This window comes from Cellulomonas algicola, assembly GCF_003851725.1.
In the GTDB taxonomy this organism is placed as follows: Bacteria; Actinomycetota; Actinomycetes; order Actinomycetales; family Cellulomonadaceae; genus Cellulomonas; species Cellulomonas algicola.
The window spans coordinates 1-19681 of sequence record NZ_BHYL01000206.1 but is presented as its reverse complement, the minus strand read 5'-3'; the positions used below and the strand labels follow the sequence as shown (position 1 = coordinate 19681).

Sequence of the window (19681 nt, the reverse complement as noted above, 5' to 3'; positions counted from 1 at the left end):
GGGCGGGCCGGGGCGGCCGGTGGCCGTGGCGCCGGCGGCGGGGGCGAGCACGCCGGCGAGGGTCAGCGCGACGACGGCGACGGTGGCCGCGCGGGGCGGCCGTCGTCGTCCGCGCGCGAGGGTGGGGGTGAGCGGGATCCGCACGGGAGCGCCTCCTTGCGCAGCCGGGACGGCGCCGCGGGACGCGGGCCGGGTGGACACACCGTAGAGACCGGACAGAACCCCGGACAAGAGTGCACGAACATTCGCAAGAACTTGCGTCAGTGAGGCAAAAGAGCAACATGGGCACGATGCCAGGCCCGCGTCGTGCTGATCATCGCCCGGAGCGGCCAGGGACCCGATCCCGAGTGCCGGACCGGGGGTCGAGCCCTACCCGGACCGGCCTCGCCGCGCCGCGCGCGGCTCGCGCGCAGCGGCGGTCTCGCGGCGTGACCGGATCGCAACAAAAGCGGTGCCCCGCATGCCCGATGTGAACGCTAACATCGCGCTTGACCGAGGGGTCCGGTTCGCACCGAAGGTGCACACCGCCCCGCCCGGCAGTGCCGGGCGTGCACGACCGCGGTCCGGCCAGCGTCGGCCGGACCGGGGGTGAGGTGGGTTTCTCGAGGAGGAGAAGCATGGCCAGCACGACGTTCCACAAGCGCGCGATCACGGCCGGGCTCGCGGCCCTGGTGCTCGGCCTGTCGGCCTGCGCCGGCGGCGACGGCGACAGCGGCGGCGACGAGACCGCGGGCGGCGACGGTGGGGGCGACCTCATCTCCGTCGGCTTCGCCCAGGTCGGTGCCGAGTCCGGGTGGCGCACCGCCAACACGACGTCCATCAAGGACTCGCTCACGAAGGAGGAGGGCTTCGACCTCAAGTTCTCCGACGCCCAGCAGAAGCAGGAGAACCAGATCCAGGCGATCCGCTCCTACATCGCCCAGGGCGTCGACTACATCGCGTTCTCGCCCGTGGTCGAGTCCGGCTGGGACGCCGTGCTCGAGGAGGCCAAGACGGCGAACATCCCCGTGATCCTCACGGACCGCGCGGTCGACACCGAGGACGAGTCGCTCTACGTGACGTTCATCGGGTCGGACTTCGTCGAGGAGGGCCGCCGGATCGGCAAGTACGTGTCCGACACCCTCGCGACCGAGCCGATCAAGGTCGTCGAGCTCCAGGGCACGACCGGCTCGGCGCCCGCGATCGACCGCAAGACCGGGTTCGAGGAGGCCACGAAGGACAACCCGAACGTCGAGATCATCGCCTCGCAGACGGGCAACTTCACGCGCGCCGAGGGCAAGACGGTCATGGAGGGCTTCCTCCAGGCGTACCCGGACATCGACGTCGTCTACGCGCACAACGACGACATGGGCCTCGGCGCCATCGAGGCGATCGAGGCCGCGGGCAAGAAGCCGGGCGAGGACATCAAGGTCGTGACGATCGACGGCGTCAAGGACGGCATGCAGGCGCTCGCCGACGGCAAGATCACCTACATCGTCGAGTGCAACCCGCTGCTCGGCCCCGACCTGGCCGAGATCATCAAGACGCTCGACTCGGGCGGCACGGTCGAGAAGCGCATCGTCACCAAGGACGAGGAGTTCGACCAGGCCGCGGCCCAGGAGGCGCTGCCGAACCGGCAGTACTGACCGACGTCCACCGCCCGCTCCCGGGACACGGCCCTGCCCGTGCCCCGGGAGCGGGTGCCGCTCGCCGGTACGTTGGACGCACCGGCAGGTAGAGAGGTCGACGATGACCGACACCCAGACGGCGACGAGCACCGCGACGCTCGACGAGCCGCGCCCCGTCGTCACGATGACGGGGATCTCCATCGGGTTCCCGGGCGTCAAGGCGCTCGACGGCGTGGACTTCCGGCTGTTCCCCGGCGAGGTGCACGCGCTCATGGGCGAGAACGGCGCCGGCAAGTCCACGCTCATCAAGGCGCTGACCGGCGTCTACCAGGTCGACGCGGGCACGGTCCTCGTCGACGAGACCCCCGTGACGTTCACCGGTCCCGCGCAGGCCCAGGCCGCGGGCATCAGCACCGTGTACCAGGAGGTCAACCTCTGCGACAACCTCTCGGTCGCGGAGAACATCATGCTCGGCCACGAGGTCCGCCGGTTCGGCGTCGTCGACTGGCCCGCGACCCGTCGGGAGGCCCGCACGCACCTCGCGACGCTCAACCTCGACATCGACCCGCGCTCGCAGCTGTCGTCGCACAGCCTCGCGGTGCAGCAGCTCGTCGCGATCTCCCGCGCGATGGTGGTCGACGCGCGCGTGCTGATCCTCGACGAGCCCACGTCGAGCCTCGACGCCGACGAGGTCGCCCGGCTGTTCGACGTCGTGCGCGCGCTGCGCGACCGCGGCGTCGCGATCCTGTTCGTCTCCCACTTCCTCGAGCAGGTGTACGCGCTGTCCGACCGCATGACGGTCCTGCGCAACGGCACGCTCGTCGGGGAGTACCGCACGGCCGACCTGCCCCGGGTCGAGCTCGTGCAGAAGATGATCGGCCGGTCGCTCGAGGTGCTGGAACGCCTCGAGGAGGCCCCCAAGCCCGTGGTCGCCGCGCGCGAGGACACCCGCCCGTACCTCCAGGCGATCGGCCTGGGCCGCAAGGGCTCGATCGAGCCGTTCGACCTCGACGTGTACGCGGGCGAGGTCGTCGGCCTCGCGGGCCTGCTCGGGTCCGGCCGCACGGAGCTCGCGCGCCTGCTCTACGGCGCGGACCACGCCGACCGCGGCGAGCTGCGCGTCGAGGACCGCCCCGCGCGCCTGCGCACCCCCCGCGCCGCGCTCGCCCGCAAGATCGTGTACTCGTCCGAGAGCCGCAAGACCGAGGGGATCATCGCGGACCTCACCGTGCGGGAGAACATCGTCCTCGGCATCCAGGCCCAGCGCGGCTGGGTGCGGCGCGTGCCGAGGAAGAAGGCCGACGAGGTCGTCGACCGGTACGTCGAGGCGCTCGGCATCCGGCCCGCCAACCCGGACGCGCTCGCGGGCAACCTGTCGGGCGGCAACCAGCAGAAGGTGCTGCTGGCCCGGTGGCTCGCGACGCAGCCGAAGCTCCTGCTGCTCGACGAGCCCACGCGCGGCATCGACGTCGGCGCGAAGGCCGAGATCCAGCGGCTCGTCGCCGACCTCGCGTCGCAGGGCATGGCGGTCGTGTTCATCTCCGCCGAGCTCGAGGAGGTCCTGCGCCTCTCGCACCGGATCGCCGTCCTGCGGGACCGGCGCAAGGTCGCCGAGCTCGTCAACACCGACGACGTGACGACGGACGACGTCGTCGACCTCATCGCCAGTGCGGGGACGGCGGACGACCCGTCCGGCCCGCCGCCGCCCGACGAGGTCCAGGACGTCCAGCTCTTCGGGAAGGAGGACCGGGCATGAACGTCGTGCGGTCCGTGGTGCGGCACCGCCTGTTCTGGCCGATCGTCGCGCTCGTCGTGCTCGTCGTCGCGAGCACGCTCAAGTCGCCGACCTTCCTCGACATCACCGTCCGGGACGGGCACCTGTTCGGCGGGCCCGTCGACATCCTGCGGCGCAGCAGCGTGCTGCTGCTCGTGGCCCTCGGCATGACGCTCGTCATCGCGACGCGCGGCATCGACCTGTCGGTGGGTGCGGTCATGGCGATCGCGGGAGCCGTCGCGCTCACGCAGATCGCCGCATCGCCCGACCCCGGCTCGCTCGCCACGGTCTCCGCCGCGATCGGCACGGCCCTGGTGATCGCGCTGCTCATCGGCCTGTTCAACGGGTTCCTGGTGGCGGTGGTGGGCATCCAGCCGATCATCGCGACGCTCGTGCTCATGACCGCCGGGCGCGGCATCGCGATGCTCATCACGGGCGGCAACATCACGACCGTCACGAGCCAGCCGTACAAGACGCTCGCGTCGGGGTACTGGCTGTCGCTGCCGGTCGCGGCGATCATCGCGGGCGTCGTCTTCGCGGCGACCGCCCTGGTCACGCGGCGCACCGCGCTCGGCGTGCTCATCGAGTCGGTCGGCATCAACCCCTCCGCGAGCCGCCTCGCGGGCGTCCGCGCCCGCACGATCATCTGGACCGTCTACGTCGTGTGCGCGCTGTTCGCGTGCCTCGCGGGGTTCATCCGCTCCGCCGACACCATGGCCGCCGACGCGAACAACATCGGGCTCTTCATCGAGCTCGACGCGATCCTCGCGGTGGTCATCGGCGGCACGTCGCTCGCGGGCGGGAAGTTCTCGCTCACGGGCACGCTCGTCGGGACGCTCGTCATCACGACGCTCACCCTGTCGATCACCATCCTCGGCATCCCGGCCAACGCGGTGTCGCTGTTCAAGGCCCTCGTCGTCATCGCGGTCTGCCTGCTGCAGTCCCCGGTCGTGCAGCACAGGATGCGTGCCCGCCGACGTCGTACGGCCCCCGTCCCGGTGGAGGTGCCGGCCTGATGTCCACCGACCAGCTCACCCGCCGCCTGCGTGGCCGCACCCCGGCCGCCGACGCCGCCGCGCCGTCGAGGCGCTGGCGCCTCGACGACCGCTACCTGCCCGTCCTCGGGACCGTCGTCGTGCTCGTCGTCATGCTCGTCGTGGCCGGCTCGCGCTACGACAACTTCCTCACCGGGCGGGTCATGGCGAACCTGCTCATCAACAACTCGTTCCTCGTGGTCCTCGCGGTCGGCATGACGTTCGTGATCCTCACGGGTGGCATCGACCTGTCGGTCGGTGCCGTCGTCGCGCTGTCGAGCATCGTCTCGGCGTGGATGCTCACGCACGGGTGGCCCGCCACGGTGGCGATCCCGGCGGCGATCCTCACGGGCACGCTCATCGGGCTCGCCGTCGGCGTGATGGTGCACGTGTTCGAGATCCAACCGTTCATCGCGACGCTCGCCGCGATGTTCCTCGCGCGCGGCCTGTGCTACCTCGTCGCACCCGAGTCGATCCCGATCGCGGACCCGACGATCGTCGCGCTGGCCCGCACGCGCTGGGGGCCGGAGGACGGCTTCGTCCTCACGCCGTCCGGGCTCATCGCCCTGGTCGTCGTCGCCGTCGCGTTCGTGCTGCTGCACTACACGCGGTTCGGCCGCACGGTGTACGCGATCGGCGGCGGCGAGCAGTCGGCGCGGCTCATGGGTCTGCCCGTCGCGCGGACCAAGGTGCTCGTGTACGTCATCAGCGGCACGTGCGCCGGGCTCGGCGGTCTGCTGTTCGCGATCTTCTCCCGGTCCGGCTACGCGCTCACGGGCGTCGGCATGGAGCTCGACGCCATCGCCGCGGTCGTCATCGGCGGCACGCTGCTCACCGGCGGGTCGGGCTTCGTGCTCGGGTCGGTGCTCGGCGTGCTCGTGCTCGGGCTCATCCAGACGGCCATCACCTTCGAGGGCACGCTCTCCTCGTGGTGGACGAAGATCGTCATCGGCGGGCTCCTGCTCGTCTTCGTCGTCCTCCAGCGCCTGCTCGCGCTGCGACGGACCTGACGGGCCCCGGCCCGGTCCGTGGCGAGGCGCACCGCCGCGGGCCGGGCCGCGCCGTGCCGGTCACGCGTCCTCGGCGCGTCGAGCGACGGCCGCGTGAGACGCCGGTCCCGGGGTGTCGCCGCCGGTCGCTACCCTCGCCACCATGTCCGGGACCGACCTCATCGCCCAGCGCCTCGCCGCCGCGGGCGTCGACGACGTCACCGACGTCGCCCCGCTCGACGGGGGCCTCATCGCCGTCGCCGGGCTCGCGCAGCGACGGTCGGGGACGCCGGTCTTCGCCAAGACGCTGGAGGCGGGCGCGGACGGCATGTTCCACGCCGAGGCGGAGGGGCTGCACGTGCTGCGCGAGCGCGGCGGCGTGCGGACCCCCGACGTGCTGCACGTCGGCACCGACCTGCTCGTCCTCGAGGCGCTCGTGCCGCGCGTCGACACCCCCGACCTGTGGGAGGCGCTCGCGCACGCCGTCGCCCACCTGCACTCGTCGACGACCGGCACCCGGTTCGGCTGGCACCGCGACAACTACCTGGGCCGCATGCGGCAGGACAACACGTGGGACGACGACGGGTTCGAGTTCTTCGCCCGGCGACGCCTCCTGCGCTGGCTGCCCGAGCCGCGCGTGCAGGCCGCCCTCGACGAGCAGGACCGCCGCGCGCTCGAGCACCTGTGCGACCGGCTCACCGAGCTGCTCCCGCCCGCACCGCCGTGCCTCACGCACGGCGACCTCTGGTCGTCCAACGTCATCGCGACCCCGGACGGCGCCCCGGCCCTGATCGACCCCGCGGTGTCGATGACGTGGGCCGAGGTCGACGTCGCGATGCTGTGGAGCGAGCCGCGGCCGCCCGAGTCGGACCGCTTCTTCGACGTCTACGCCGAGGTCGTCGGCCTCGACGCGGGCTGGAAGGACCGGATGCCGCTGCTGTTCCTGCGGCAGGAGCTCGCGCTCGTCGCGATGTTCGACCACGACTGGGGCGCGGCCGAGCGGGTCCGCGCGCTGCTCGTGCCGTACCGCCGCCGCCTGCCGTCCCGCGTCGCCCCGCCCGCGGAGCCCGCGACGCCGCCGGCACCGGCCGACGCCCCGGCACCGCCTGCCGACGGCCTGCCGGTCGCCGGGGTAGCGTCCGACGCTCTGGACGCCCGCCCGCGCCGACACGCCCTGACCGACACGCCCTGACCGACACGCCCCGTCCCCGGAGAACCATGCCCCCGGTCTCGCTCGTCCTCTTCCCGGGACGCCACCACCTCGTCACCGCGTTCCAGGTCGACTACCTGCGCTCCCTGCTCGACGGCCACGAGGTCGACGACGCGGGCCGCCCGATCGAGGTCGCACCCGGGGCTGAGGTCGTGTGGGCGGTCACGTCGGCGACGCACACCGGCACGCGCCGCAACCCGCTGCCCGCGCACCGCCGGGAGTCGCTCGTCGAGCGCGTGAGCGTCGCCGCGGACCTGCCGTCGGTCGTCGCCCCGGTCGCCGACGTGCCGCCGTCGGGCCGCTTCGCGAGCACCGTGCTCGCGTCGGTCGAGCTGACGACCGGCCGCCGCCCGACTCCGGAGAACACGGTCGTCGCGTGCTCGACGCCCGAGGTCGCGGCGCTGTACGCCGCCGCCGGGTTCCGCGTCGCGCCGGTCGAGGCCGCCGTCACGCCCGCGCCGCCGCGGCCGTGGGACGTGCTCGAGCGCGTCGTCGCCGACGACCCGTCCTGGCGGGACCTCGCGCACCCGCAGACGGTCGCGTTCTACGACCGCTACCGGCTCGCCGACCAGATCCGGCTCATCCACACCGACCCGACGGTCGGCTCGGAGGGCGACCTCACGGAGACGCGCGACTACCGCACCTACACCGCGGCGTTCGACGACGCGTCGGACCGCAAGTGGGCGCAGGTCGCGCCGCACGTCGTGCCGGGCACCGTCGTCGACCTGGGGTGCGCGGCAGGCGGCCTGCTGGAGCGCGCCTCCCGTGACCCGCGGCTCGTCGAGTCCGACCTGTACGGCGTCGACGTGTCCCGGCACCTCGTCGCCGAGGCCGAGCACCGCAAGGCGCAGGGGGTCTTCGCGAACCCCAACGTGTTCTTCGCGCAGCGCAACCTGCTGCGGTCGTCGGTCTTCCCGGAGTCGTCGGTCAGCACCACGATCACCGTGGCGCTCACGCACGAGATCTCGTCCTACGGCAACGGCGTCGCGGACCTGCGCCTGCTGGCCGAGCGCATCTTCCGGCACACCGCCCCGGGCGGCGTGTGGATCAACAGCGACGTCCTCGGCCCCGACGACGGCGACCGCCTCGTCGACCTCGTCCTCGACGGCCCCGTGCGCCCCGACCACGCGGTCGCGGCCGACCTGTCCGGGCGCGACCGCGCCGCGGTGCACGACCACGTCGACGCCCTCACGCCCGCCGAGCGGTTCGTGCAGTTCGCGCACGACTTCCCGGCGCTGTCCGGCGCCGACCTCGCCGTGAAGGCGCAGGTCACCGACGCCGCGACCGCGACCGTCACGCTGCCGCTGCGCGGCGCGATGGAGTTCCTCACGACGCGCGACTACGTCGACTCGTGGCTGTCGGAGTGCCACGAGCGGTTCTGCGACATGACATGGGCCGACTGGGTCGACCTGCTCACGTCCGTCGGCTTCGAGGTCGCCGTCGGCTCGGCCCCGTGGACCAACGACTGGCTCGTCGAGAACCGCCTCTCGGTCGGCGCCACGCTCCGCGACCCGGCGACGGGCGGCCCCGTCCCGTGGCCCGTCACGCACCTGCTGATGGTCGCGCGCAAGCCCCGCTGACCCCGCCGGCACCGGCGCGCCACCGGCGGCGACGTCGGTCAGGGGCGTGCGGCGAAGCGCTCCAGCAGCTCGGCGTGGCCGGACACGATGATGATGTCGTTCTGCGAGATCCGGGTCTCGGGCGTCGCGTAGACGAAGTCGATGCCCGGGCTCTTCACGCCGATGACCGTCACGCCGTAGCGCTCGCGGATGTTGGACTGCGCGAGCGTGAAGCCCTGCGTCTCCTTCGGCGGGCGCATCTTCACGACGGTGAACCCGTCCTCGACCTCGATGTAGTCGAGCAGCTTGCCGGACACCAGGTGCGCCACGCGCGAGCCGGCGTCGGCCTCGGGGAGGATCACGTGGTGCGCGCCGATGCGCTGCAGGATGCGCGCGTGCTCGGCCGAGATCGCCTTGGCCCAGATCTGCGGGATGCCCATGTCGACGAGGTTCCCGGCGATGAGCACGGACGCCTCGATGTAGGACCCGACGCCGACGACGGCGACGGGGAAGTCGCGCGCGCCGAGCTGCTCGAGCGCCTCGGGGTTGGTGGCGTCGGCCTCGACGAGCGGCACGCGTCCCGCCCACTGGACGACGAGGTCGGGGTCCCGCTCGACGGCGAGCACGTCCTGGCCGAGCCGGTCCAGGGTGGCGGCGATCGCGGACCCGAACCGGCCGAGCCCGATGACGAGGACGCCCGCGTCCTTCTTGGACCCGCGCCCGGTGGTGCGGGCGGTGTCCCGCGAGGTGTCAGCCAATGATCGGCCTTTCTTCCGGCAGCCGGATGACCCGACGACGGTTGCGCAGCGCGAGCGCCGCCGCAAGCGTCATCGTGCCGGTCCGGCCGATGAACATGAGCACGGTGAGCACGTACTTCCCGGCGTCGGGCAGGTCCGTCGTGATGCCGGTGGACAGGCCGCACGTGGCGAACGCCGAGATGGTCTCGAAGAGGATGACGTCGAGCGCCTCGCCGGTGATCGCGAGCAGCAGCAGCGACGCGACGAGCACGAACGTCGCGGAGATGAAGGACACCGCGATCGCGACCTGCAGCGCCTCGCGCGGGATGCGCCGGCCGTAGGCCTCGACGTCGCGGTCGCCACGCGCCTCGGCGACGATCGCGAGCAGCATGACGGCGAGCGTCGTGACCTTGATGCCGCCTGCGGTCGACGCGGAGCCGCCGCCGACGAACATGAGCGCGTCCATGAGCAGCCACGTGCCCTCGTGCATCTCGGCGATGTCGAACGTCGTGAAGCCGCCCGAGCGGGGCATGACGCCCGCGAACAGCGACGCGAGGAACGTCGCGCTCGGGTCGAGCCCGCCGAACGTCTCGGGGTTGGTCCACTCGAACGCGGCGACGATGAGCGACCCGAACACCACGAGCGCGACGCTCGTGGTGAGCGTGAGCTTCGAGTGCAGGTTCCAGCGCCGCGGTCGGCGCAGGCTGCCGGCGATGTTGAGGATGACGGGGAAGCCGAGCGAGCCGACGAAGACGCCGACGATGATCGGCAGCAGGACCCACCAGTCGGACGCGTAGGGGAACAGCCCGTCGGGCGTCGGCACGAAGCCCGCGTTGTTGAACGAGGAGACGCCGTAGAAGATCGCGTGCCAGGCGGCCTCGCCCCACGACTCGTCGTACATGTGGAAGCGCGGCAGCAGGATCAGCGCGATCGCGACCTCGAACGCCGTCGACGTGATGATGACCGTGTTGACCAGCGAGCCGACCTCGCCGAGCCGCGTGAACTTCGTCTCCGACGACACCAGCAGCCGCTGCGTGAGGCCGAGGCGCCGGCTCACCGCGAGGCCGAGCAGCGACGCGAGCGTCATGACGCCCAGGCCGCCGATCTTGATCGCCACGAGGATGACGACGAGCCCCCACGTCGACCAGTACTCGCCGGTCGGCACGGTGACGAGGCCGGTCACGGTCGTCGCGGACGTCGCCGTGAAGAGCGCGTCGGCGAACGGCGCCTGCTCGCCCGACGTGGTGGCCCACGGCGCGAGGAGGAGCGCGGTGATGAGCGCGATGACCGACCCGAACACGCCGAGCGCGAGCCGTGCGGGCGACTGGCGTGCGGCTCGGTCGACGAGCTCGCGCACGTGCCACCTCATGCCCGGCCCGCCCCGCGCCATCGAACCTCCGCCTCGTGCCCACCGGCGCCCGCCGGACGGGCCCATGCTGGCACGCCGGACGGCCCTGCTCGACACGTGCCCGCGCGTGCCGCGGCTGTCGCCCGGCCGGACCTGCCCCGCGCCCACGCCGGGCGGGTCGGATCGACACGGACGGGCGGCGGGTGCGACGGTGTCCGCATGACGTCGCGGGGGCTGCACCCACCCGTCCAGGCCCGGGTGGTGTGGTCCGCCGACATGCTCGCCTACGACTTCGGCCACGGGCACCCGATGACCTCCGAGCGCGTCGAGCTGACGATCCGCCTGGCCGAGGCGCTGGACCTGCTCGGCGGCCCCGAGGTCGACCTCGTCGACGCACCGCCCGCTGGCGACGCGCTGCTCCTCACGGTGCACGAGCCCGAGTACGTCGCCGCGGTCAAAGCGGCCTCCGAGCACGGGACCCGGGACCCGGTGCGCGGCCTCGGCACGACGGACGACCCGGTGTTCCCCCGCATGCACGAGGCCGCGGCGCGCGTCGTGACGGGGACGGTCGAGTCGGCGCTCGCCGTGTGGGAGGGGCGCGCCGAGCACGCCGTGAACGTCACGGGCGGGCTGCACCACGCGATGCCGGGTGCGGCGTCGGGGTTCTGCGTGTACAACGACGCGGCGGTCGCGATCCGGTCGCTGCTCGCGGCGGGCGCGACGCGCGTCGCGTACGTGGACGTCGACGCGCACCACGGCGACGGCGTCCAGACGGTCTTCTGGGACGACCCGCGCGTGCTGACGATCTCGGTGCACGAGAGCGGCGCGGGCCTGTTCCCGGGCACGGGGTTCGCACGCGAGATCGGCGGCGCGGACGCGATGGGGTCGGTCGTCAACGTCGCGCTCCCCGCGGGGACCGGCGACACGGGCTGGCTGCGGGCGATCGACGCGATCGTGCCCGCGGCGGTGCGGGAGTTCCGCCCCGACGTGCTCGTGACGCAGCACGGCTGCGACTCGCACCTCATGGACCCGCTCACGCACCTGCGCGTCTCGGTCGACGGCCAGCGCGTGGCCGCGGAGCTGCTGCACGACCTCGCGCACGAGGTCGCGGGCGGCCGGTGGGTCGCGCTCGGCGGCGGTGGGTACGCGGTGCTGGACGTGGTGCCGCGGTCGTGGACGCACCTGCTCGGCATCGCGGCGCACCGGCCGGTCGAGCCCGGGACCGACGTCCCGGCGGCGTGGCGCGAGCTGGTCCGCGACCGCTACGGCCGCCTCGGCCCCGAGCGGATGACCGACGGCCGGCCCGTGCGCTTGCGCCCGTGGTCCGGGGGCTACGACCCGGCCGACGACGTCGACCGGGCGATCCGGGCGACGCGCGCCGCCGTCTTCCCGTGCTGGGGTCTCGACCCGGACCTCGACTGAGCCGCGACCTCGGCCGACGCGCGGCCGACGCCAGCCCGCGCTCCGCCGACCGGGTGGGGACCGGACGGGGGAGTCCCAGGCGTCTCCTCTTTCACACCAGTCCCAGGCGGCACTATCGTGGTCCGGCACCCGAGAGGGGAAGCGCGAGAGCCCGGCGCGTGGCCGAGCAGGACGAGAGAGCCGAGCCGATGAGCGACCAGCCGGGCCGCACGCGATTCCTCACCGTGGTCGAGGTCGCCGACGTCATGCGCGTCTCCAAGATGACCGTCTACCGGCTGCTGCACTCGGGGGAGCTCCCGGCGGTGCGCGTCGGCCGCTCGTTCCGGGTCCCGCAGGACGCGCTCGACCACTACCTGCGCACGGCGCGCGTGGAGCCCGAGCAGCAGGACCACGGCCGCCTCTCGTCCTGACGTCGGGGCACCCGGGGGACGGCGCGTCGCGGCGAGGGTCGTCGATCGCGTAAGGTAGTGCCTCGGACTTTCCCGTGCGTGGGCTCGCGGCCTCTGGCCGATGGACGGCACCGCGCGTCGATCGACCACCAGCAGGGCCCGTGCCGGGCCCACACCCGGAAGCGAGTTGAGGACCCATGGGCTCCGTCATCAAGAAGCGCCGCAAGCGGATGGCCAAGAAGAAGCACCGCAAGCTGCTGCGCAAGACGCGTCACCAGCGTCGCAACAAGAAGTGACCCTCCGCCGGCGTCGTCCTTCCCGGACGTCGTCGGCGCGACCGGCCTGACGGCCGGACATCCTCGGGCCCGGCACGCGCCGGGCCCGACGTGTTTCCCCGACCTGACCTGCCCTCCCGCGTTCGTACAACGATGTACGATGCCGGTGCGCAGGTGTCGCAGGTGACACCGCGCGTCGCTCTGCCACTATCGGTGAGGCGAGGTCGGGAGCGACGTGGTGCACGGGAGGCACGCATGAGCAGGCGCACGGGTGCGGTGACGATGCACGACGTCGCCGCGCGGGCGGGCGTGTCGATCAAGACCGTCTCGAACGTCCTCAACGGCTACCAGTACATCCGGCCCGCGACCAAGGAGAAGGTCGAGACCGCGATCGCCGACCTCGGCTACCAGGTCAACCTCACGGCCCGGAACCTCCGTCGCGGTCGCACGGGCCTCATCGGGCTCGCCGTCCCCGAGCTCTCCCTGCCGTACTTCGCCGAGCTCGCCGACTCCGTCATCCGCGCCGCCGAGGCGCGCGGGCTCACCGTGCTCATCGAGCAGACCGGCTCGGTGCGCGAGCGCGAGCTCGAGGTCCTCACCGGCCAGCGCCGGCACCTCACCGACGGGCTGATCTTCTCCCCGCTCGAGCTCGGCCCGCAGGACGTCGACGCGCTCGACGTCGACTACCCGATGGTCCTGCTCGGCGAGCGCATCTTCGGCGGCCCCGCCGACCACGTGACGATGAGCAACGTCGACGGTGCCAAGGCCGCCGTCCGGCACCTGCTCGACCAGGGTCGTCGTCGCATCGCGGTCGTCGGCGCGCACGAGGGCGAGACCGTCGGCTCCGCGGCGCTGCGCATGCAGGGCTACCGCGAGGCGCTCGAGGACGCCGGGCTCGGCGTCGACCCCGCGCTCATCGGCGAGGCCGGTCTGTGGCACCGCGCGACCGGTGCCGAGGCCATGCACCGCCTGCTCGACTCGGGCGTCGAGCTCGACGCCGTCTTCGGGCTCAACGACGCGCTGGCCCTCGGCGCCCTGCACGCGCTGCACGCGCGCCGCATCGACGTGCCGGAGCAGATCGCCGTCATCGGCTGGGACGACATCGAGGAGACGGCCTACTCGTCGCCCACGCTGTCGACCGTCTCGCCCGGCCGCGAGCAGATCGCCCGGACCGCGGTCGACCTGCTGCTCGCACGCATCGACGACCCCGACTCCGACCGCCCGTACGAGCGGGTGATCGCCGACTTCACGATCGTCGGCCGCGAGTCGACCCTCGGCGACGCCGCTCCCGAGGTCGCCCCCCTGGTCGCCGTCGCCCGCTGAGCTGATCTCTCCCGGGCCGCCTCGAGGGTCAGGGCGCGCCGGTCGCCCCGACGCGGTACGTCGTCGTGCCGCGACGGATCTCGACCGACCGGACCGCGGTGAGCACCGCCGAGCCCGCGTCCTCGTCGACGACCGCCTCGACCACGGCCGCGTCGCGATAGGCGTACCGCCCGCCGCCCGCCGCCGGCACGGCGGGCAGCAGCAGGTCCAGCAGCCCGGGGTCGTGGATGTCGACGCGCGCGGTCGCCGCGTCGCCCTCGAGGTGGGCCGTCGCCGCCCCGACCTCGAGCGTCCCGACGACGACGACGGCACTGCCTCGCAGCTCGGCGGCGCGCGCGAGGACCTCGGCGGGTGTCAGGGCGTCGGGCACGTCGCGCTCCTCGTCAGGTCGAGCGTGCTGGTCAGAACGAGTAGTTGATCATGATGGCCTGACCGGTGAACTTCTTCGTGAACGAGTCGAGGAGCTCGAAGTACTGCGTGCCCCACGGGTTGCGAACGGCCACCACCTGCTGGCCGAGCCGCGTCGTGACCCCGTCGACGACGACGTAGTGGAACGCGTGCGACGAGCCGGGCGGCATCCGGATGAGCGCGATCGCCGGGTTGCCGCCGGCCGCGGACGACGTCGCGGCGCCGAGGTCGCCGACCGTCGCGGTCAGGTTCATCCTCGCGTCGATGTGGTGCCGCTGCACGAGGCTCAGCAGGTCGGAGATGTACATGCCGTCGGGCCCCGCCGACTTGACCAGCTCGGCCATGTCGTGCGGCTGCCCCATGGTCTCGATCGCCATGCCCGCCGACACCGGCCCGCACGTCGGGTCCTGCCCCTGCGAGTACACCGGCCGGGACGGGCTGCCGGTCCGCGGCGCGGTCCCGTCCTCGCGGAAGCCGCGCGGGACGGCGGGCTCGGCGGGCGCAGGAGGCTCGGGAACGGGGCCCGGCGCGTCCGGTCCAGGGCCGGGCGGCTCCGGGCCGGGCGTCTCCGGCGCAGGGCCGGGAGTGTCCGGCGTGGGCGACGGGGTGGTCGGCGACGTGGTGGGCGTGGTCGGCGTCTCGGGCTCGGTCCCTCCGGGCCGCGGACCTCCACCGCGAGCGCCCATGATCTCGTCGGCGCGCGCGAGCACGTCGTCGGTCTCCCGCAGCACCGCGGCGGCCGGGTCGTCGGCGGACGACACCGCGCCCCGCAAGCCGTCCGCTGACCCGCGCAGCCCGCTGACCAGCGACGCCATCGTCAGCGCTGTCCGGGCGAACCCGTAGATCGCGGTGGCGCTCTGCACCATGTCCACGTAGCGGAGGAAGGTCCGGCCGGTGTCGCCGTGGCGCTCGACGATCTCTCCGCGGTGCTCCGCCACGACGGACGCGATCGTGCCGAGCGCCAGCGCGGCCCGGTCCGCCCAGAGCAGCACCCGGGCGGTCATCGACGCCTCGATGCCGAGCCCGGCGAGCGAGCCGGTGCCGAGCGTGAGCCCGATGCCCGCGACCTCGGCGATCTTCGTGAGCGTGCGGGTGTCCGCCTCGTTCGAGAGCTGGAGCAGGATGAGCGCGGGCCGGTGGACGAGCGTGCCGCCCAGGTCGTACAGGCGCACGCCGACGATCTCGTCCTCCGGCAGCTCGATCCCCGAGATGAAGACGTCGAGCGGGAGCGTCCGGGTCTCCTCGGCGAACATCTCGTCGTACTGCACCCGGACGGGCTGCTTGACCCAGATGCGCCCCTCGGGCCGCCGCTCGGCCTGGATGATCGCGTCGCTCATCACCGTGATCCCCGGCAGCCGGAACGGGAACACCTTGGCCGTCGCGAGCGCCTGCTCGAACGACTCAGGCGACCGGGTCGCTCCCTTGGTCCGCAGCAGGCGGTCCGCCTGCTGCTGCTCGTCGTCGCCGACGCTGCCGGACGTGAGCTCGTCGAACATGCGGTCCACGAGCCGTCGGCCGTCCTCCGAGGCGACGAGGACCCCGAGGGCCGCGTCGTCGAGGGCGGTGCAGATCGCGAGCGCGACGTCGTCGCGGTCCGTCGACCACAGCTCGTCGAGGACGCTCTGCACGAACGTGGCGTCCCCGCCGCGCGCGCGGGTCGCGAGGTCGGCGCCGAGGGCCGTCTCGTCGAGCGCGCCGAGCGAGGTCCTGGTGGCGATCAGGTCCGCGGCGGGGGACCGCTGGACGAGCGTCGACGCCGTGTGCGCGAGCCCGGCGACCCACCGTGCGACGGCCGCGTTGCCGGCGCCGTGCTGGAGCTGCACCACGTGCGACGCGCTCGCACCGGCACCGACGAGCACCGGTCCGGGCCGCGCACGCTGACCAGCGTGCTCGGGCGACGGGGGACGGGTCGACGGCGGAGTGCGTGCGGCGGCGTCCTCCCGGTCGACGAGTCGCGGCTCCGTCATGGGCCGACCTCCGGGTGCAGGCGGACCGTCCTCAGCCTGGCCGTCCATCCGGTGCGGGCACAAGGTCGGCGGACCTCGCGCGGGCGAGGTCTGCCCTTCGGGGCAAGGGCGCTCGACGACGTCGGGACGGACTCGTCCGTTCAGGCGAGAGGGCCGTAGAGCTCGTGGGGCTCCGGGACGTCGCCCGGGTCGAGCGCGTCGAGCAGCGGCAGGACGCGGCGTTCCTCGAAGCGGAAGTGCGACTCCATGATCGCGGCGACGCCCTCCAGGTGCCGCGCGCGCTCGTCGGCGTCGGCGCCCGAGCGGATCGCCTCGCGCAGCGAGCCGAGGAGGTGGTCGATCATGCGGTGGTCCTGACGGAGCTGCCCGACGACCGGCGCCAGGTCGGGGTGCGCGCGCAGCAGGAGGGGGAACAGGCGGTCGTCCTCGCTGCGGTGGTGGCCCTCGAGCGCCGCGCAGAACCCCCAGCAGTAGAGGAGGGGGTCGCGGGCGGGGTCGGCGTCGAGGTCGTCGGGGTCGGCGTCCAGCGCCAGGTCGAGCGCCGCCCGCAGGCGTCGGTGCACCTCGCGGAGCTCGTCGGCGAGCGCGCGGGCGCGGGCGGTGTCAGGGGTGGGTGTCGTGATGGCGGTGTCTCCCGCTCGGGCGCCTCCATGCCTGACGCGGTCCGCCACCGGCACGCGACGCTCCGCCGACCGTAGCCGGACCCGGGGTCTGCCCGAAAGGGCACGGTCCGGCGGCTCGCCTGTCGAGGACCGTCGCCCCGGGTGACGATGAGCGGCATGGGGGCAGGTGGAACGACCCGCGCGCCGGGGCCGAGACCCACGACCGCCGTGCCCGGGCTGTCCGGGCCGCACCGTCGACCCGTCCCGCCACCGACCACCGCGTCACGTCCGACCACCGCGTCACGTCGTCAGACGCCCGCCACGTCAGCGCCCGTCGGGTCGGCCGCCCTGGTGGCCCTGCAACGCGCCGCGGGCAACCGCGCGGTGTCCGCCATGCTCGCGCGGGACGCGTCGGCGGCACCCGCCCTCGCTCCGGTGACGGATCCGGTGACCGCCCGGTCGACCCGTCCGGCGACGGTACCGGCCGTGACCGTGCAGCGGTGGTACACGAACGACCGGACGTGGGACCCCGTCGAGCCGACGACCGGCCAGGGCACCAAGGTCGACGCGATCGTCGGTCCGGGGCACGTCTACGGGTCGGGGCCGGGGACGCAGGTCGGGTTCCGCCCGTACGACTACACGCGGCTGTTCTCGGCCGCCACGGTCGGCCTGACGTACTGCCAGGGGCACCTGCTCAACGACAACCTGGGCGGTCCGGGCAAGCCGACCGCGCCGCACGCGGCGGAGAACCTCACGGCGTTCCCGCAGAAGCCGACGAACGGCGACCACAACAAGGGCATCGAGGAGTGGGTCAAGGCGGCGGCGAAGTCGTCGTGGTTCCGCTACGTCGTGACGATCGGCTACGGCACCGACTCGGCGGCGCGCCTGCGGCACCGGCTCGGTCCCGGCAACCTCGCGCTGGCGACGCAGGCCGGCATCGCCCCGACGGCGACCACGTTCACGTACGCGTCGTCGCTCTACGCCCAGTGGGAGGAGTTGGACGCCAGCCTCGCCGCCACGAACGCCGCACCGGTCGTGAAGGTGGGCGGCATCAGCGGCAGCCTGTCGCTGGCGATCCCGAGCCCCATGACCTTCGCCAAGGTCGCGACGCGGGCGCAGGAGTACCCGATCGCCAAGGTGACGTGGACGCACCTGCCGAAGTTCAAGGGACACCAGACCGGCTCGTGGACGGGCACCCTGCCGCCCGGCGGTGCGGCGACGGCACCGCCCAACCCCGCGCGGACGCACGTCCGGGCCGAGCGGTGGCGCGGCAGCGACGAGGCGCAGGCGGGCACCCCGGCCGACGCGACGGGCAACGCGGTCTACCAGGCCGGGTACACGCACTACGGCGAGGGGGTCACGGACTCGCGCGCCGGAGCGGTGTCGGCGACGCGGTTCGGTCGTGGCTACCTCCTGGGCTACCAGGACTTCGACGCGGGGATCGAGCACGGCAAGAAGAACCCGCTCGCGTCGCCGCCGGTCACCACGCAGGCGGCGATCGACGGTCACACCGAGCTCTGGGCCGGCGTCGCGAAGGGCAGGTCGCAGCTGCTCGCCGCTCCGCCGGTCGGCAACCGCGCCGAGATCGCCGGTCACGCGGAGTACTGGGAGGGCGTCGCGCACGCGCGCAGCCACGCGAAGGCGAGCCCGCCCGCAGGCAAGGCGGCGCAGAAGGCAGGCCACGACGACTACTGGGCGGGCGTCGAGCACGCGCAGAAGTCGGCGAAGGGCACGCCCCCGGTCGGCAACCTCGCGCAGAAGGAGGCGCACGACGCCTACTGGGACGCCGCCGAGAAGGTGACGGCGGACCCGTCGGTCGCCGCGCCGACGATCCAGGCCGGCCTGACGGCGCACACGGAGGTCCTGGAGACCGTGGCGTTCGCGCGGGCGAACGTCCGCACGGCGGCGATCGCGACCCCGACCCTCGTCCGGACCGCGGTATGGGCCGCGTACTGGGCGGGCGTCGACCTGGCGCGGGCGTCGGCACCGCCGACCGCCTGCGCCGGCACGGACGCGGTCGCCAAGGCCGGGTTCGACGACTACCGCGCCGGGTCGGCGCAGGCGAGCAAGGACCTCGCGTCGCTCACGGGCGCCGCACCGGCCGGCGGCGGCGCCTCGGAGGGGTTCGGGGACTACCGGTCGGGCGTCGAGGCCGGGGTCGACGGCCAGGCCGCGGACGCCGCGCGCCCTGCGCACGTGCGCGGATGGACCGACGGTTCCGAGGGCGTGGCCGAGGGTGCGGCGACGACGGCGCCCTCCCGCGCGGAGGGCGGTTACGCGAGCGGGCACCTCTACGGGCAGGGCGCCGCGGCCGCGCGGGCGGGCACGCCCGCACCGACCGGTGCGACGACCGAGGACACGCTCGCCGCGGCGGGGCACGCCGACTACCGCACGGGCGTCGAGGCGGCACGGACCGACCGGAAGGCCGCGAAGCCCACCGCCCGCGGGTCCGCGCTGGGTTTCGACGAGTTCGTCGCCGGCATCACGACCGCGCAGGCCGGCCTGCGCGCCGGTCCCGCGCCGACGGGCAGCGAGGCGACGACGGCGGCGTGGACCGAGTACTGGCGCGGCGTCGACCAGGCGCTCGCGGCACCGTGGGGCACCCCGTTCGCCGGGAAGGGGTCGGCCGAGCAGGCGGGCCACGACGACTACCGGTCGGGCGCCGAAGCGGCGCGTGCGAGCATCGCGGCACTCACGGGCGCGGCTCCCGCGACGGGCGGCGCGGCGGCCGGGTTCGCCGACTACCGCGACGGCGTCGAGGACCGGAAGGCCGGCGGGACGGCCGACGCGACGCGCAGCGCGCAGGCCCGCGGCTGGGCGGACTGCGGCGACGGGATGGCCGAGGCCGCCACGGCGACGCCCCCGACGCGCGGCGAGGGCGGGTTCGCGAGCGGGTACCTGTACGGGCACGGCGAGATGACGGCACGCGCGGGCGGCCCGGCGCCGGCGGGCGCGGCGGCGGAGGACGTGGTGGCGGGCGTCGGCCACGCGGACTACGGCGCGGGGGTCGACGCGGCGCGCGCGGACCGGACCGGCC

16 protein-coding genes are annotated in these 19681 nt (G+C 73.7%); 11 read left to right on the top strand and 5 right to left on the bottom strand.

The genetic code is table 11. The features are described from left to right. Nucleotides 1-617 precede the first annotated feature (617 nt). The 6 genes from CTKZ_RS13365 (at nt 618) to CTKZ_RS13340 (ending at nt 8194) form a co-directional block, all read left to right on the top strand. On the top strand, nt 618-1625 hold the full coding sequence (locus CTKZ_RS13365) for an ABC transporter substrate-binding protein (RefSeq protein ID WP_124343411.1): 1008 nt from the start codon (nt 618-620) through the stop codon (nt 1623-1625). Between the two features lie 103 nt (nt 1626-1728). Then, on the top strand, nt 1729-3363 hold the full coding sequence (locus tag CTKZ_RS13360; RefSeq protein ID WP_225915916.1) for a sugar ABC transporter ATP-binding protein: 1635 nt from the start codon (nt 1729-1731) through the stop codon (nt 3361-3363). Continuing rightward, nucleotides 3360-4397, top strand: a complete 1038-nt coding sequence (locus tag CTKZ_RS13355; protein WP_124343410.1) for an ABC transporter permease — start codon at nt 3360-3362, stop codon at nt 4395-4397. The genes CTKZ_RS13360 and CTKZ_RS13355 overlap by 4 nt, the downstream gene beginning before the upstream one ends. Continuing rightward, nucleotides 4397-5425: a galactofuranose ABC transporter, permease protein YjfF gene (gene yjfF / locus CTKZ_RS13350; RefSeq protein WP_124343409.1), complete on the top strand. Its 1029-nt coding sequence runs from the start codon at nt 4397-4399 to the stop codon at nt 5423-5425. Before CTKZ_RS13355 ends, yjfF begins: the two co-directional genes overlap by 1 nt. A 142-nt stretch (nt 5426-5567) precedes the next feature. Then, nucleotides 5568-6596 carry a fructosamine kinase family protein gene (locus CTKZ_RS13345; RefSeq protein WP_124343408.1) on the top strand — a complete coding sequence of 343 codons (1029 nt, stop codon included), beginning with the start codon at nt 5568-5570 and terminating at the stop codon, nt 6594-6596. A 26-nt stretch (nt 6597-6622) separates the two neighbouring features. Further along, nucleotides 6623-8194, top strand: coding sequence for a methyltransferase domain-containing protein (locus CTKZ_RS13340; protein ID WP_124343407.1), 1572 nt, complete (start codon nt 6623-6625; stop codon nt 8192-8194). 38 nt (nt 8195-8232) lie between these two features. On the opposite strand, the gene CTKZ_RS13335 is transcribed toward CTKZ_RS13340, so the two are convergent. Together CTKZ_RS13335 and CTKZ_RS13330 are read right to left on the bottom strand one after the other, a co-directional pair. After that, nucleotides 8233-8931, bottom strand: a complete 699-nt coding sequence (locus CTKZ_RS13335; protein ID WP_124343406.1) for a potassium channel family protein — start codon at nt 8929-8931, stop codon at nt 8233-8235. After that, complete coding sequence (locus CTKZ_RS13330) at nt 8924-10300, bottom strand: TrkH family potassium uptake protein (RefSeq protein WP_124343405.1); 1377 nt, start codon at nt 10298-10300, stop codon at nt 8924-8926. Before CTKZ_RS13330 ends, CTKZ_RS13335 begins: the two co-directional genes overlap by 8 nt. A 177-nt stretch (nt 10301-10477) precedes the next feature. Here CTKZ_RS13330 and CTKZ_RS13325 point away from each other — a divergent pair, with 177 nt between their 5' ends. The 4 genes from CTKZ_RS13325 (at nt 10478) to CTKZ_RS13310 (ending at nt 13667) form a co-directional block, all read left to right on the top strand. Beyond that, on the top strand, nt 10478-11680 hold the full coding sequence (locus CTKZ_RS13325) for an acetoin utilization protein AcuC (RefSeq protein ID WP_124343404.1): 1203 nt from the start codon (nt 10478-10480) through the stop codon (nt 11678-11680). 188 nt (nt 11681-11868) lie between these two features. Then, nucleotides 11869-12090 carry a helix-turn-helix domain-containing protein gene (locus tag CTKZ_RS13320; protein WP_124343403.1) on the top strand — a complete coding sequence of 74 codons (222 nt, stop codon included), beginning with the start codon at nt 11869-11871 and terminating at the stop codon, nt 12088-12090. 176 nt (nt 12091-12266) lie between these two features. Continuing rightward, complete coding sequence (locus CTKZ_RS13315) at nt 12267-12365, top strand: 30S ribosomal protein bS22 (protein ID WP_003792170.1); 99 nt, start codon at nt 12267-12269, stop codon at nt 12363-12365. Between the two features lie 234 nt (nt 12366-12599). After that, nucleotides 12600-13667, top strand: coding sequence for a LacI family DNA-binding transcriptional regulator (locus CTKZ_RS13310; RefSeq protein WP_124343402.1), 1068 nt, complete (start codon nt 12600-12602; stop codon nt 13665-13667). A gap of 28 nt (nt 13668-13695) precedes the next feature. Here the strand turns inward: CTKZ_RS13310 and CTKZ_RS13305 are convergent, their stop codons facing one another. The 3 genes from CTKZ_RS13305 to CTKZ_RS13295 all read right to left on the bottom strand — a co-directional run bounded on the left by CTKZ_RS13305 (nt 13696) and on the right by CTKZ_RS13295 (nt 16719). Further along, nucleotides 13696-14037 (bottom strand): hypothetical protein, encoded by a 342-nt coding sequence (locus CTKZ_RS13305; protein ID WP_124343401.1) that lies wholly within the window; start codon nt 14035-14037, stop codon nt 13696-13698. A 31-nt stretch (nt 14038-14068) separates the two neighbouring features. After that, nucleotides 14069-16042 (bottom strand): cysteine peptidase family C39 domain-containing protein, encoded by a 1974-nt coding sequence (locus CTKZ_RS13300; protein ID WP_124343400.1) that lies wholly within the window; start codon nt 16040-16042, stop codon nt 14069-14071. A gap of 140 nt (nt 16043-16182) precedes the next feature. Beyond that, nucleotides 16183-16719, bottom strand: coding sequence for a hemerythrin domain-containing protein (locus CTKZ_RS13295; RefSeq protein ID WP_235843475.1), 537 nt, complete (start codon nt 16717-16719; stop codon nt 16183-16185). 411 nt (nt 16720-17130) lie between these two features. Between CTKZ_RS13295 and CTKZ_RS13290 the strand changes: the two genes are divergently transcribed. Continuing rightward, nucleotides 17131-19681: hypothetical protein (locus CTKZ_RS13290; RefSeq protein ID WP_148090494.1), on the top strand; the 2551-nt coding region annotated here is incomplete at its 3' end.

Excerpts from the sequence above, each read along its gene's own strand:
- CTKZ_RS13365 (WP_124343411.1), top strand. The coding sequence starts at position 618 with ATGGCCAGCACGACGTTCCACAAGCGCGCGATCACGGCCGGGCTCGCG.
- CTKZ_RS13360 (WP_225915916.1), top strand. The coding sequence starts at position 1,729 with ATGACCGACACCCAGACGGCGACGAGCACCGCGACGCTCGACGAGCCG.
- CTKZ_RS13355 (WP_124343410.1), top strand. The coding sequence starts at position 3,360 with ATGAACGTCGTGCGGTCCGTGGTGCGGCACCGCCTGTTCTGGCCGATC.
- yjfF (WP_124343409.1), top strand. The coding sequence starts at position 4,397 with ATGTCCACCGACCAGCTCACCCGCCGCCTGCGTGGCCGCACCCCGGCC.
- CTKZ_RS13345 (WP_124343408.1), top strand. The coding sequence starts at position 5,568 with ATGTCCGGGACCGACCTCATCGCCCAGCGCCTCGCCGCCGCGGGCGTC.
- CTKZ_RS13340 (WP_124343407.1), top strand. The coding sequence starts at position 6,623 with ATGCCCCCGGTCTCGCTCGTCCTCTTCCCGGGACGCCACCACCTCGTC.
- CTKZ_RS13330 (WP_124343405.1), bottom strand. The coding sequence starts at position 10,300 with ATGGCGCGGGGCGGGCCGGGCATGAGGTGGCACGTGCGCGAGCTCGTC.
- CTKZ_RS13325 (WP_124343404.1), top strand. The coding sequence starts at position 10,478 with ATGACGTCGCGGGGGCTGCACCCACCCGTCCAGGCCCGGGTGGTGTGG.
- CTKZ_RS13320 (WP_124343403.1), top strand. The coding sequence starts at position 11,869 with ATGAGCGACCAGCCGGGCCGCACGCGATTCCTCACCGTGGTCGAGGTC.
- CTKZ_RS13315 (WP_003792170.1), top strand. The coding sequence starts at position 12,267 with ATGGGCTCCGTCATCAAGAAGCGCCGCAAGCGGATGGCCAAGAAGAAG.
- CTKZ_RS13310 (WP_124343402.1), top strand. The coding sequence starts at position 12,600 with ATGAGCAGGCGCACGGGTGCGGTGACGATGCACGACGTCGCCGCGCGG.
- CTKZ_RS13300 (WP_124343400.1), bottom strand. The coding sequence starts at position 16,042 with ATGACGGAGCCGCGACTCGTCGACCGGGAGGACGCCGCCGCACGCACT.